General features: G+C 72.4%; 12 protein-coding genes and 1 pseudogene. 5 read left to right on the top strand and 8 right to left on the bottom strand.

What is annotated here, in order from left to right; translation table 11 throughout:
• Positions 1-96: 96 nt before the first annotated feature.
• The 6 genes and pseudogenes from ABZX96_RS31640 to ABZX96_RS31615 form a co-directional block, all read right to left on the bottom strand.
• The gene (locus ABZX96_RS31640; protein WP_355551015.1) at positions 97-1089 is read right to left on the bottom strand and encodes a maleylpyruvate isomerase family mycothiol-dependent enzyme; all 993 of its coding nucleotides are present in this window, start codon (positions 1087-1089) and stop codon (positions 97-99) included.
• A gap of 99 nt (positions 1090-1188) precedes the next feature.
• Positions 1189-1554, bottom strand: coding sequence for a hypothetical protein (locus ABZX96_RS31635; protein ID WP_355551013.1), 366 nt, complete (start codon positions 1552-1554; stop codon positions 1189-1191).
• Positions 1555-1684: 130 nt separating this feature from the next.
• Entirely contained in the window at positions 1685-2302 is a 618-nt protein-coding gene (locus ABZX96_RS31630; protein WP_355551011.1) for a class I SAM-dependent methyltransferase, read from the bottom strand.
• A gap of 182 nt (positions 2303-2484) precedes the next feature.
• Positions 2485-4242, bottom strand: a complete 1758-nt coding sequence (locus tag ABZX96_RS31625; RefSeq protein ID WP_355551009.1) for a hypothetical protein — start codon at positions 4240-4242, stop codon at positions 2485-2487.
• A 253-nt stretch (positions 4243-4495) separates the two neighbouring features.
• Positions 4496-4717, bottom strand: a pseudogene (locus ABZX96_RS31620) (ALF repeat-containing protein); the annotation flags it as partial.
• Between the two features lie 100 nt (positions 4718-4817).
• A complete protein-coding gene (locus ABZX96_RS31615) occupies positions 4818-5285 on the bottom strand; it encodes a MarR family transcriptional regulator (protein WP_355551007.1) in 468 nt (155 codons plus the stop codon).
• A 217-nt stretch (positions 5286-5502) separates the two neighbouring features.
• On the opposite strand from ABZX96_RS31615, the gene ABZX96_RS31610 reads away from it, so the two are divergent.
• From ABZX96_RS31610 to ABZX96_RS31600, 3 genes are all read left to right on the top strand, one after another.
• A complete protein-coding gene (locus ABZX96_RS31610) occupies positions 5503-6816 on the top strand; it encodes an MFS transporter (protein WP_355551005.1) in 1314 nt (437 codons plus the stop codon).
• Between the two features lie 295 nt (positions 6817-7111).
• The gene (locus ABZX96_RS31605) at positions 7112-7936 is read left to right on the top strand and encodes an aldo/keto reductase (protein WP_355551003.1); all 825 of its coding nucleotides are present in this window, start codon (positions 7112-7114) and stop codon (positions 7934-7936) included.
• Positions 7937-8107: 171 nt separating this feature from the next.
• Positions 8108-8902: an SDR family oxidoreductase gene (locus ABZX96_RS31600; RefSeq protein ID WP_355551001.1), complete on the top strand. Its 795-nt coding sequence runs from the start codon at positions 8108-8110 to the stop codon at positions 8900-8902.
• 234 nt (positions 8903-9136) lie between these two features.
• On the opposite strand, the gene ABZX96_RS31595 is transcribed toward ABZX96_RS31600, so the two are convergent.
• Both ABZX96_RS31595 and ABZX96_RS31590 read right to left on the bottom strand, forming a co-directional pair.
• On the bottom strand, positions 9137-9646 hold the full coding sequence (locus ABZX96_RS31595) for an N-acetyltransferase family protein (protein ID WP_355550999.1): 510 nt from the start codon (positions 9644-9646) through the stop codon (positions 9137-9139).
• Between the two features lie 316 nt (positions 9647-9962).
• Entirely contained in the window at positions 9963-11705 is a 1743-nt protein-coding gene (locus tag ABZX96_RS31590; protein WP_355550997.1) for a S41 family peptidase, read from the bottom strand.
• Positions 11706-11984: 279 nt separating this feature from the next.
• Here ABZX96_RS31590 and ABZX96_RS31585 point away from each other — a divergent pair, with 279 nt between their 5' ends.
• Both ABZX96_RS31585 and ABZX96_RS31580 read left to right on the top strand, forming a co-directional pair.
• Positions 11985-12203: a hypothetical protein gene (locus tag ABZX96_RS31585; protein ID WP_355550995.1), complete on the top strand. Its 219-nt coding sequence runs from the start codon at positions 11985-11987 to the stop codon at positions 12201-12203.
• A 385-nt stretch (positions 12204-12588) separates the two neighbouring features.
• The gene (locus ABZX96_RS31580) at positions 12589-13617 is read left to right on the top strand and encodes a nitronate monooxygenase (RefSeq protein ID WP_355550993.1); all 1029 of its coding nucleotides are present in this window, start codon (positions 12589-12591) and stop codon (positions 13615-13617) included.
• The last annotated feature ends 22 nt before the right edge of the window (positions 13618-13639 follow it).

Genomic DNA, 13639 nt, shown 5'->3' with positions numbered 1-13639 from the left:
CGGGCACGTCCGTCGTCCATCGTCCGTCGAGCACGTCCATCGTGCATAGATCGGGCCCACGTCTCCGACCAGGCCCGGATGTGGTGGCGGCGACGGTCAATAGACGATTGACACGATCCGGCAAGCGGCCTCGGCCAGGGAGCGGTCGCCGTCGATGTGGGCACGAGCCAGCGCGGTGTCCGGCTGGATGCCGCGGGTGCACAGGCGCCAGGCGGTTTCCGCGTCCAGACGGACGAGCGCGGCGGGACGTGCGAGAGCCGGTTCGGCGAGCGACCAGCGGGAGCCGGGGGGTCTGGCGTCCGTTGCGACCCCAGAGGGCCCAGTGGCTGTTGTGGCCCCGGCGGACTCGGCGTCCGTCGTGGCCCCCGCGGACTCGGCGTCCGTCGTGGTCGCAACGGACCCGGTGGCCCCAGCAGCCCCAGTGACCGTTGCCGCCCAGATGCCGTCGGCGGGGCCGTCGACCCGCACCTGGATCTGCGTGCCGACCGGTGCCTCGACCTCGTGCAGGGTGTGGGGCAGCGCCCGCATGAAGGTGTCCAGGACCACGGACAGAGGCCGCGAGTCGTGGTCGGTGTCCTGGCCGACCGCGTGCCGGATCTGCTGGCGGTGCGTCCAGAATTCGGTGAATTCCCGGGCGCTGTCCAGCCACATCGGTGCCGGATCGACACCGGCCCAGGACACACCCAATGACGGCGTGTGGAGGTCGACGCGCTCGAAGAACCGGGTCACCTGCCCGCCCATCAGATCGAGCGTGTCGGCGAGCGCGGCCGGGCTCACCCGGGAGAAAGCGTCCACCCATTCCCGGTTGACGCGGTGGATGAACGCCTCCAGCGTCTCGCCCGGTGAGAAGGCGGGGCCTGCTCGGTGGTCGTCGCGGTCGCGGGAAAGGCGCCCGTAGAAGTCACCCAGCAGATGCGCGGCGAGATCGCGGACGGTCCAGCCCGGCACCGCTTCGTTGCCCCAATCGGCGGGCGCCAGGTCGCGCAGCGTGGCCATCAGCGCGGCGTGTTCCGGAGCGAACAGGGGGCGGGCGTCGATCGGAGCGCCGAGCCAGGAATGGCACGGGTCTTGATGGAGCTGGGAATCCATGGCCAAAGCCTGCCAACGACATGACCTGACGGCTACCGATAATTCCCTCCGGGGCGATCACATCGGCAATCAACCGATCCGGAATCAATCACCGGGCACTCACACCGCCCGGTCTGTCGCGGATTCCCCGTCGGATTTCGCCCGCGTGGCGCGCCACGCCAGCAGCGTCCCCGTGGCGCCGTACGCGAGAAGCAGGACGCCGTCCCTGGCGTCCCGGCGCCGCTCCACGGACTGGGCCCGCTGCTGCTGCTCGTACGTGCGTGTCGCCACCGCGACCGAACCGTCCAGCACCGAACACTGGGTGTCGCCGGGTCGCATCGGGCCCGGGCGCTCTTCCCCGTCCTCGCCCACGTTCTCCCCGGGACATACGACCTCCCCCGAGGCCGTCAGGGAACTGCCGAGGCTCATCGCCCCCCACGCCGTCGGCACGAGGAAGAGGGTTACGAGGGCGGCTCTGTAATTCACTTCGCGGAACTCCTCACTTCGGTGACCGCAGTTCCCGCAGAGCTCGCAGTTCCCGCAGAGCTCGCAAGGCGCCGCGGTCCTCGCTGATCCGTACGCCCGGCTCGGGTCGTTCTTCAGCAGTTGACGGGCTTCAGCATCCGGCGGGCTTCTGCCAGGTCAGGGAGTAGCGGCGGAGCAGGTGACGTCGGTAGCGCACTCCCGGCAGGAGTAGCCGCGCCGTGGTCCGCACTTGCCCGTAACCCATCTGCGGGTGGGCAGCGGGCATCCCGTCGGGGCCGTGGGCGCGGCGCAGCACCTTGACGATCCGGACGATGGGGGCGGCGGCGAGCGTCACCGCCCGGTCTGCCGGGCTCGCGTCACGGGCCAGGCCGACGACGACCAGCGTGCCGCCGGGCCGTAGCAGCTCGCGCATGCGGGTGAGGGCCGACGCGAAGTCCATGTGGTGGACCGTGGCCACCGAGCAGATGAAGTCGTAGCTTTCGGTGGGCAGGTCGGCGGTGAGGAAGTCGCCCTCGACGAAGGCGAGTTGAGGGTTCCCGACGGCGAACTCGCGGGCTCGGGCAATCATTTCCGGTGAGCTGTCGATGCCGGTGACGCGCTTCGCGTGGTCGGTCAGCTTCCGCGCCAGCAGGCCGTCCCCGCAGCCGACGTCCAGCGCGTCGCCGCACCCCTGCGGGACGGCACGCAGGATGCCCGGGTGTCGGGCGACGTTGGTGTTCCAGTACGGCTTCGCATCGGGCTGGATCATCGGGTCATCGTAGGGGGCGGCCGTGCGCCGCTCCGAGGCAGGGCGGCACACGGCCCCGGGGAACGACGCCCGCGCGGACCCGGCGGCCCGGCGGTCCGGCGCATCCGGGCGGCGCGCGAGAACGGCGTCGGCCCGGGGCGCACCCGCGCGGCGCGCGAGACCGCCACCAACCAGGCCGCCCCCTACAGCACCCCGCCCAGCGGCAGCACCCGCTCGCTGAGCTGCCCGCGCAGTCTTCCCTCCGAGATATCGGCTTCGGCAAGCCAGTTGGCGGTGATCAGACGCTCCGCATGCTCGGCGATGTCGTCAGGTGGCAGGGCACAGAACGTGGCAACCGGGTCCAGGTCGAGTCCGTCGTCCTCGGGAGGACCGAGCCGGCCGTCCGGGCGGATGTGGGCGGCGGTATACAGGGCCAGGAGCCGGGCGGTGACGGGCAGTTTCTTCTTGCGGATCTTCCGGTCGCCCACCGTCTTCTGCGCCCAGCCGGAGATCCGGGAACGGGTGGTCTTGCCGAAGGCCAACGGGTGGGGCCGGTCGGGCAGCAGGGAGGGGACGGTGATGGTGGTGGGGGTTTCGGGCCGGGAGACCAGCGCTTCGGCGGCCGTGCCGGGCAGGCGCAGCCAGTCCGCCGCGGCCAGCCGCTCCAGCACCTGCTCGGCGTCGTCCTGAAGCCAGCCGTTGAGGTCCTGGCCGGTGACGTTCCCGATGCCGGCGCGGGCGGACCGCAGGGTGATCATGAGGACCGCGAGGTGCACCTTGGCCTCGGGGTACGGGGCGTGCGCGGCGACGTGTCCGAGCACGGTACGGGCGTGCGCGGCCTGGGTGCGGGACAGCAGCCGCTCCACCACCGGCCCGCCGTTCGCCGGGTCGCCGATCATCTCGCCGTGGCGGTTGGCGTGCATCTCGCGGGTGGTTTCCGCCGCCTTCTCGGCGCGTTCGGCCTCCTGGCGCAGCAGGTCGTCGCCGCTCACGTCGGCCCACCGGGCGAACGCGCGGGCCTTGCGGTCGTGGAGCCCGGCGAGGAGGACGAGGTCGGGGTCGTCGCGCTGCTGGTAGGCGCGGAAGGCGTCCCCGAGCTCGGTGAGTTCCTCCCGCAGGTCGTCCGGCTCAAGGTCGTGCGGGACGAGCCGCTGCGCGATCTTCCCCCGCCGCTTCGTCCGCCGCACCTCGCCGTCCGGAGCGGCGGCGCGGGCATGAGGGACGGACGCCGATGCGGCGGCCGGGGAAGACGGAGCACCGGCGGCGGGGGAGTGGGCGGGGGAAGCGGCCTGGTCGGAGAACGCCGCCGCCATGCTCTGCCCCACCGCGCCGCCGACGGGCTTCCACTTCGCGTCCGGCTTCCGTTTTGCGTCCGGCTTTCGCTCCGCGTGCGGCTTCCGTTCCGCGTCCGGCTTCCGTTCTGCGTCTGGCTTTCGCTCCGCGTCCGGCGTCCCCGCCGCGTGGTTCGCCCCGGGCGGGGCGGGACGAGCCGGTGGCGGGGCGGTGTCCAGGACGCGGCAGTCGGGGATGGCGGCGGCGCAGCGTGCGCACATCTCCGCGATCCGCCACAGCCGTCCGGCACGGTCCGCGTACACCGTCAGGACCACCGGGCCGCCGCACCGCACCGTCCTCGCCGCCGACGACGCCCCGCCCCGGTGTCCGGTGACGGGGGGATGCCACGCGCAGTCGGCGGCGCGGCAGGCGCACCACGCCTCGCCGCGCGGCCCGCCGCCCGCGCGGATGCGGGCCAGATGCATGCTGACGTGGCCGATCGCGGCCTTGCGCCCGGCGGCGCTGCCACCGGGGAACCGCTGCTCGGCACAGGCCGGGCGGGAGCAGGAGACTTTCACCGTGCCGGCGGAAGGGCGGCCGTAGGGATCCAGGCGCACCGTCCACACCCGCCCCACGACATGCTCTTCCCGCGACGTTCCGGCCTCCACCACCATGTGCGTACCTCCCACGTTCCTCGACCCCTCGGCCCCGAGCGGTCCCATCATCGGGGATACCGCCGCGCGGCCCGCGGGAAATGGAACTTTCAGGTGAGGCATGGCCCACTCGCAGGTGAGCGAGCCGGCGGCATCCGGCGGGGCTCCTCAGGCGGCGGGAGAGCCGCGTGGAGAGGAAGAGGCTCATGCCGACGGCGGACGGCTCCCGAGCGGGCGGGTAACGGTGGACGGGGAAGGCGGACGCCTCCCGGGCGGGCAGAGTACGGCCCTATCGGCGCGGTTCCGGCTTCGGCCGCGGGTCTAGCGCTTCACCTCGTACAGGCCCGACCTCAACGAAGTGCCGCAGCTCCTCGGGCGTCCCGTCGATGGCCTTCTCGGCAGCCGCGCGCAAGGCGTCGCTGGTGTCCGGCTCGGCGAGGATGCGGAGGATCTCGGCGAGGACGCTGAGGATGGTGAACCGGTCGTCTTCGGCTTGGGCGAGGCGGTGCCCGATCACCTGCGGCCCGGGCCGACCGCCTGTACGGCCTTCAGCCGCCGATCCGGCCCCGTCCCCGCCGCACCACCGCCACCCGGCACGTCACACCGGCACGTCACACCGGCTGGGTGCTGCCTTGCAACTGCTGGACGGCGTTGACCAGGGGCGCGAGCACGGGTTCGGTGGCCGCCTGGTCGAGGGCCTCGCGCAGGGCCGTGTTGTGGGTGGGGCGGGCCTCCTCCAGGAGGCGCAGGCCGGCTTCGGTGACGTCGGTGTAGATGCCGCGACGGTCGGTGGGGCACAGGTAGCGCGAGAGGAGCCCGCGTTCCTCCAGCCGGGTCACCAGCCGGGTCGTGGCGCTCTGGCTGAGGACGACGGAGTCGGCGACCTGCCGCATCTGGAGGTGGCCGCCCTCGCCGTCGTGCTGGCGGCTCAGGACGTTCAGCAGCGAGTACTCGCGCACGCTCAACTGGTGCCCGGTCTGCAGCGCCCGTTCGATCCGTGACTCGATGCGTCCGTGCAGGAGCGAGAGCGCCGACCAGCTGTGCGCCAGTGCGGTCATCGCCGGGTCGGTGGCGGTCATGGGTAGCTCCCTCGGACGGGTCGGGCGGGCGGGGGCGTCGGCAGGAGGCCCGCCGCCATATCACGGTGTCCAGTATATCTGCGTTTGCCATTAGCCGTCGTATGCAATTATCGTCGTACGCAGTTAAGGCGCATGTGCAACTCCGCCTTGCGCGTCCATGGCTGTATGTCCCTGGGCGTCTCCCCCCTGCCCTCCTGCACGTCAAAGGACCCTCGTCATGCCGCTCGCACTGCTGGCCCTGGCCATGGGAGCCTTCGGAATCGGCACCACGGAATTCGTGATCATGGGGCTGCTGCCCCAGGTCGGCGCGGACCTCGGCGTGTCCGTGCCGACGGCCGGCTTCCTGGTCACCGGCTACGCCCTCGGCGTCATGATCGGCGCACCGATCATGACCGTCCTCGGCACCAAGATCTCCCGCAAGAACATGCTCATGCTGCTCATGGGCCTGTTCGTCCTGGGCAACGTCATCTCCGCCGTCGCCCCGGTCTTCGCCGTCATGCTGATCGGCCGCGTCGTCGCCTCGCTGGCCCACGGAGCCTTCTTCGGCATCGGCTCCGTCGTGGCCGCCGAACTGGTGGCGCCGGAGAAGAAGGCCGGTGCCATCTCCATGATGTTCACCGGCCTGACCGTGGCCAACGTCGTCGGCGTGCCCCTGGGCACGTTCGTGGGCCAGAGCGCCGGCTGGCGGGTGACCTTCCTGATCGTCGCCGCCCTCGGCGTGCTCGGCCTGGTCGGCGTCGCCGCGCTCGTCCCCGATCTGCCCAAGCCGCAGGGGGTGCGGCTGCGGCACGAGGCCGCCGCCTTCACGAACGCGCAGGTCGTCCTGGCCATGGCCATGACGGTCTTCGGCTTCGGCGGCGTGTTCGCCGCGATCACCTACATTGCGCCGATGACGACGGAGGTCAGCGGCTTCGCGGACTCCTCCGTCACCTGGCTGATGGTGGTCTTCGGGCTGGGCATGGTGGCCGGCAACCTCGTCGGCGGCCGGTTCGCGGACCGCAGGCTGATGCCGGTGCTCTACACCGCCCTGGGCGGCCTGGCGCTGGTCCTGCTGCTGTTCACCTTCCTGGCCTCCGGCAAGGCCGCGTCCGTCGTCGCCGTCTTCCTCATCGGCGCGCTCGGCTTCGCCACCGTCCCGCCGCTCCAGAAACGCGTCCTGGACCAGGCACACGGCGCCCCAACGCTGGCCTCGGCGGTCAACATCGGCGCCTTCAACCTGGGCAACGCGCTGTCCGCCTGGCTCGGCGGCCTGGTGATCTCCGCCGGATTCGGCTACGCCGCGCCCAACGCCGTCGGCGCCGTTCTGGCCGCCGCCGCGCTGGTGCTGGCCGTCGTCTCCCACCGGCTCGAACTGCGGCGCCCGGGCGGGACGACGGCCGTGGCTTCCGCCGCGATCCCCCTCGCTTCCGGTGCGGCGTCCGACCCTGGCGCCGTTCCCGCCGCAGCATCCGACTCCGCCGCAGCTTCCGATTCCGGTGCAGCCTCCGACCCCGGCGCCGTTCCCGCCGCGGCGGGAACCGTCCGCTCCTGACCCGACATGCCCGCGCCGCACCGATGGCGCGCCCCCACACAAGGAAGAACCCCGTGAACAGCACCACCACCGCGGCCCCCTGACCGCCGCCGACGCGGCCCCTGACCACCACAACCGCGGCCCCCTGACCGCCTCCGCCGCGGGGGCCGCCCTCAAGACCCTCTGACGAGCGCCGTCCGCGGGCCGAAGCGCCGTCCGCGGGCCGCAGGGGCGCCGTCCGCGCGCCGAAGTGGCGCCGCCGGGCCGCTCCCCGCACCGTTTTCCCAGCAAGGCAGTACCAACGAAAGGACCCCTGATGTCTTCCGTGCCGAACGTGACGCTGAACAACGACGTGACCATGCCGCAGTTGGGCTTCGGCGTCTTCCAGGTCCCCGACGAGGAGACCACCGCCGCGGTCGCCAGCGCCCTGGAGGCCGGCTACCGCAGCATCGACACCGCCGCGATCTACGGCAACGAGCGCGGCGTCGGCAAGGCCATCGCCGCCTCCGGCCTCGCCCGCGAGGAGCTGTTCGTCACGACCAAGCTGTGGAACGAGGACCAGGGCTACGACAAGACCCTGGCCGCGTTCGACGCCTCCCTGGACAAGCTCGGCCTCGATTACATCGACCTCTACCTCATCCACTGGCCCACCCCGGCCCGTGACCTGTACGTGGAGACCTACAAGGCGATGGAGAAGATCCTCGCCGACGGACGGGCCCGCGCCATCGGCGTCTCGAACTTCCAGGTCTCCCACCTGCGGCGGCTCATGGAGCACACCGGCATCGTCCCGGCGGTCAACCAGGTGGAGCTGCACCCCGGCCTCCAGCAGAGCGAGCTGCGCGCCTTCCACGCCGAGCACGGCATCGCCACCGAGGCGTGGAGCCCGCTGGCCCAGGGCGCGGTCCTCGGCGACGAGGCCATCGTGCGCATCGCCGCGGCGCACGGCGTGACCCCGGCGCAGGCCGTGCTGCGCTGGCACCTGCAGACCGGCAACATCGTGATCCCCAAGTCCGTCACCCCCGCCCGCATCCGGCAGAACCTCGACGTCTTCGGCTTCGAGCTCACCGACGCCGACATGACCGCCATCGCGGAGCTCGACCGGGGCCTGCGCACCGGCCCGGACCCCGACGCCTTCAACTGATCCCCCATGCCCCGGAGCGCCCGTCGTCCAGCGCGGACGGGCGCTCGGGGCACCGGGGGCATCGGGCCCACCGCAGCAGCTCTGTGGTTACGCGGTTACGCAGCTCCGCAGCTCACCGTGAATGTCTCGCCAGCCCGACAGTCTCGCCAGTCTCGACGAAGGGAACCCGTCATGCAGATCGACCTCTCCGACCGCACCGCCCTGGTCACCGGCTCCACCCAGGGCATCGGCCACGCCATCGCCGTCGGCCTCGCCCGCGCCGGAGCCCGCGTCGTCGTCAACGGCCGCGGCGAGGAGCGCGTCGCGGAGGCCGTCCGCACCGTGCGTGCCGCGTCCGGCAGCGAGGACGTCACCGGCGCCGCGGGCGACCTGGCGACGGACGAGGGCACCGCCGCCGTCCTGGACGCCGTGCCCACGGTCGACATCCTCGTCAACAACCTCGGCATCTTCGGCTCCGCCGCCCCGCTGGAGATCGACGACGCCGAGTGGCGCCGCTACTTCGAGGTCAACGTGCTGTCCGCCGTCCGGCTCATCCGCGCCTACCTGCCCGGCATGAAGGAACGGGGCTGGGGACGCGTCCTCAACCTCGCCAGCGACTCGGCGGTGGTCATCCCCGCCGAGATGATCCACTACGGCATGACGAAGACATCGCTGCTCGCCGTCAGCCGCGGGTTCGCGAAGGACGCCGCCGGTACCGGCGTCACCGTCAACTCCGTCATCGCCGGACCGACCCACACCGGCGGCGTCGAAGGCTTCGTCCGCGAGCTGGTCGGCGACGAGCTGCCGTGGGACGAGGCACAGCGCGAGTTCATGATCAAGCACCGTCCGCAGTCCCTGTTGCAGCGCCTCATCGAGCCCGAGGAGATCGCCAACATGGTCGTCTACCTCGCCTCGCCGCACGCCTCCGCCACCACCGGCGGCGCCCTGCGCGTCGACGGCGGGTACGTGGACTCGATCCTGCCGTAAGCCGGTGGCCGGACGCGTCGGGTAGGCCGGGCAGGCCGGTCGCGTTGGGCAGGCCGGACAGGCCGCGCACGTCGGTCCCACTGGTCGCGTTGGTCCCACTGGTCACGCCGGTCAGGATGTTCCCGCCCTGACCGGCGTGACCGGGCTCGGCGTAATCGGGCCCGGCCTGATCGGAGCCCGGCCTGATCGTGGCCCGGGCCACGAAGAAGCGAACGGGCTCGGGGCCGCCCGTCCTCACACGACCACGCCGCTGCGGCGTTCGACGAGTACGACGTCGCGCCAGACGCCGTGGTGGCGGCCGAGCCGCTCGCGGGTGCCGACGACGCGGAAGCCGTGGCGCCGGTGCAGCGCGAGGCTGGCGGCGTTCTCGGGGAAGATCCCGGCCTGGACGGTCCAGACCCCGGCCTCCTCCGTGGCGTCGATGAGCGCTTTGAGCAGGGCGGACGCCACGCCGCGCCCCCGGGCGGCCGGGTGGACGTAGACGGAGTGCTCGACGACGCCCGCGTACGCGTGCCGGTCGGAGACGTGGCCGGCGGCCACCCAGCCGAGCACCGTGCCGTCCTCGTCGACGGCGGCGAAGCGGTACTCGGCCGGCTTCGCCGCGTCGAACGCCTCCCACGACGGCGCGACCGTCTCGAAGGTGGCGTCGCCCTCGTCGATGCCCGCCTGGTAGATCGCCAGCACCTGCGCGGCGTGCTCCCGCGCCAGCGGCACGATCACCGCGCTCGATGCCCCACTCGCCATGGCCTGCCCGCCCCCTGCCCGTTTCCGATCGTTTCCGCCCGGTCGGTCGTCGGACAGGGACGAGCCGGAGGCCGGGCAGCTTGCCCATCGCGGCCAGTATGGACGGATCGCCGCAGACCGCAGCGTCGTCGCCGCCCACTTCCCCGCCGGCGGGAGAGCCCGGTCGGCTCCCCAGCCGCCGGGGGAGCCCGGTCACTGCCCGCGAGGAAGCTCGACCCCGGCACTCGCCTCGCCACCCGGCCCCACCGCACCACCTGCGGCGAGGCCCGACTATCGCTCGCGGGAGAGCCCGGTCACCGCTTGCGGGAGAGCCCGGTCACCGCTTGCGGGAAAGCTCGGTCACCGCCCGCGCCAAGGCGGAGTCGCGTCCGTGGGCGAACTCCTCCGGTGTGAAGACCGGGACCGGGATGTGCGGCGGTATGCCCGGGCCGTCAAAGGCGTGGCCGGAGCGGGTGAGGAACTGCTCGTTGGGCAGCCCGACCGCCCAGCCGTTGGGGAGCGCGCGGATCAGGACGTCGGAGAAGACGCCTTGGGTGGGTTCGCCGATGCGAACGGTGCGTCCGGGGCGTTCCATCAGGGCCTGGGTGAAGGTCTCCCCGGCGCTCACCGTCGATCCGCTGGTGAGGACGGCGACGGGGCCGGTGTAGCGGGGCGCCGCCGCGGGCCGGACGTACAGGGGCTGCGGGCGGGTGAAACGGGTGGGGTCGGTGGGATGGTTGCGGGCTCGTTTGGCGTACGCGAAGTAGGGGCGGTCCGTGAGCCTGGCGGCGAGTCGCAGCCCGAGGGTGTCGGAGCCGCCGCCGTTGATCCGTACGTCGATCACGAGGCCGCGCATCCGGGCCACCCGCTCGCGGGTGAGGACCGCGTCCAGCGCCTCGTCCAGCGCCGCGCTGTTGGCGGCAAAGGTGTTGGCGTCCGCGAATCCGGCGAAGCCCGAGACCCGCAGGTAACCCTGGCCGCCCGGCAGCTCGGCGAAGCCGATCCGGCCCTTGGCGAACTCCCGGTACGCCAGCCCCTTCAGGGGGTGCTCCCGCAGATGGGCCCTGACTCGCTTGTCGTAGGCCTCGCTGGGCGGGACGGTGCCGGGGCGGTGGGAGGAGAACGGCTTCCCGGGGCCGAAGACGGCGACGTGCGCGTCGTTCAACGGGGCGACCATGTCCCGGAAGACGGCGAACAGTTCCTCGTCGGACACACCGGCACGCACCTTCGGCCGATAACGGTCGCGAACCGCGTGCCAGTCGATCCCTTTGGCGGCGAAGAACGGATAGTTCTCCTCGAAGGTCTGCCAGAACACGTCGAAGGTGGTCAGACGATCTTTGGGCATCGTCCCCGGCTCGTCACCACGCGTACACACGGAGGGCAGCGCCGGAACGCGCCGCAACCGGCGGTCCCCGGCCGAGCCGTCCCAGTGCAGCATCGCCCGATCGCGCCCCCCGGCCCGCCACAGCCGGGCGACGTCTCCGTCCGCGGTGGTGTAGCGATCCGCGACGGGACGGCCGGAGCCGTGCGGGGCCGTTGCCCGCCGGTCGGCGGCTTGGAGGTTCGTTGCTTGGCGGTCGGCGGCCTGGCGGTCCATTGCTTGGTGGTCTGCAGCTTGGCGGTTCGTTGCCTGGAGGTTCGTTGCCTGGCGGCTGGTTGCCCGGAGGTCCGTTGCCCGGCGGTTCGGCGTGCCGTGCTCCGGTCCGGCGGCGTCGGTGCGTCGTGCCGATGTGCCCTTCAGGCAGCTCACCGCCGTGACCTGGTACTCCTGTAGATCTCGCCCGTTGATCGTGAGCACGGTGCCGTAACCGTCCATCCGCCAGACCCCGTCCCAGAAGCCCGGCACCGCACGCGCGTGCCGCGTCCCCGGAGTGCCCGAAGTCTCTGGGGCCCCCGATGTCCCTGGGCTGCCCGAAGACCCCGGCGATGTGCGTGTGTCCGGCGGGGACGACGGCGTACCGGTGGCGGCGGCAGCGGTCGGTGCCGTGGTCCCCACCACCCCCAGCAGCACCGCCGTCGCGACGGCCATGACGCCGGGACCCTTGAAGCGGCGCCTGCCCAGCCCCTTCACCTCGCCCATGCCTTCCCCCTGTTCGCCGAAGTTCGTCCGGCCCATGCTGGTCTCGCCCAGCCCATGCTGGTCTCGCGCGGCCCACCGGCACAGCCGGTAGCCCCGCTGGTCAGGGGTGGGGTTATCCCCCGTGGCGGCGTGGTCCGCACGAGGTCCGATGCGGCTGACGGGGCGATACGGGCGGATGGGGGAGAGCGGTTCGGCCCGGCGGCGTCTTGTGACCGTGGCGCGCCCGGTGAGCGGGCCGCCCCTCTTCCCGGACCGGCGGCCTCCGGAGACGGTGGGCCCATGGCCGACGACGAGATGGAGCTGTACTGCGCCACCTGCCGATCGCGGGAGACCCACCGCGCGCTCGTGAGCCGCCGAGAACGGCGATGGCTGCGCGACGAGATCGACAAGGCACCGGACGGATATTGGATGTGCGAGCGGCCGTGGTGCCGCAACATCCGCACGTACTTGGACGCCGAACCTTTCGATCCACCGCTGCGGATGCCGCTGCTGGACTGACGGCGGGTGCTGTTGCGGGCCTGCGGCGGGTCCCGCTGCTGGACTGACGGCGGTCGCCGTTGCGGGCCTGCGGCGGGTCCCGCTGCCGGACTGACGCGGTTGCCGTTGCGGGTCTTACGGCGGATGCCGTCGCGGGCCTGTGGCGGTTGCCGCCGCCGGGCTGAGTGCGCATGCCGATACCAGGCTGACGGGCACCTGCCGTCGCCGCCCCGACGGCAAGGGCGCCGGCCCGACGGCAAGGGCGCCGACCCGGTGATCAGCGCCGATGCCCTGCGCCGCACACCACGGACGCCCCACCGCGCACCCCGATCCCTCCCCTCACCCCGCCCCCACCCCTCACCCGGATCTCCCCCCCACCCGCGCTCGCTCCCGGAAGGAACGCCGCATGAGCGTGCTCTCCACCAGGTTCACCGAGAAATTCGCCGTCCCCTACCCGTTCGCCTGCGCCGGAATGGCCTTCGCGGGCGCGACAGCCGACCTGGCCGTGGCGGTCACCCGCGCGGGCGGCGTCGGCGCGGTGGGCGCGGGCCTCCTGCCCCCGGACCGGCTCCGCCAGGTCATCCACCAGGTCCGGGAAGGCGCCGGAGGCGCACCGTTCAACATCAACCTGATCACGTACTTCGACAACGCCGAACACGTCCGCGTCTGCGCCGACGAACAAGTGCCGATCGTCTCCTACCACTGGGGCCACCCCCCGGCCGACCAGCTCAAACAGCTGCACCAGGCCGGGGTGTCGGTGTGGGAGCAGGTGGGCTCCGCCGACGCGGCCCGGCGCGCCGCCGAGGACGGCATCGAGGTCGTCATCGCCCAGGGCTGGGAGGCCGGCGGGCACAATTACGGCGGCCTGCCCACCATGGTCGGCCTCCCCGCCGTCGTGGACGCGGTGGCGGACCGGGCGCTCGTCCTCGCCGCGGGCGGCATCACCGACGGACGCCAGGTGGCCGCGGCCCTGTGCCTGGGCGCCGACGGCGTGTGGGTGGGAACCCGGCTGGTCGCTTCGTACGAGGCCAACGTGCACCCCGAACACCACCGCCGACTGCTCTCCGCCCAGGGAGAGGAGACCGTGCGCACGGCGGTCTTCGGCCCCGAATGGCCGGACTTCAACCCGATGCGGGTGCAGCGCGACCGCGTGGTCTCCGAGTGGCACGACCGGCTGGACCAGATACCGACCGACCGCACGGCGCTGGAGCGGGTCGGCACGACCGTCTTCCAGGGCGAGGAGACCGTGCTGCGCAAGTTCAACGTGCTGCCGCCGGTTCCCGGCACCGAGGCCGACTGGGAGGAGATGCCCTGGCTGATGGGGCAGGGCGTCGGCCTCGTCCACGCCGTCGAACCCGCCGGGGAGATCGTCCGGAAGATGATGGGCCAGGCGGAACGGGTCCTGACCAGGTTCCGGGGCGAGGGTCTGTCATGAGATGCGAGCGTCGGTTATGAGA

This window comes from Streptomyces sp. NPDC003077 (assembly GCF_040611095.1).
Taxonomy (GTDB): domain Bacteria; phylum Actinomycetota; class Actinomycetes; order Streptomycetales; family Streptomycetaceae; genus Streptomyces.
This window is presented reverse-complemented; position numbering and strand designations above follow the sequence as displayed.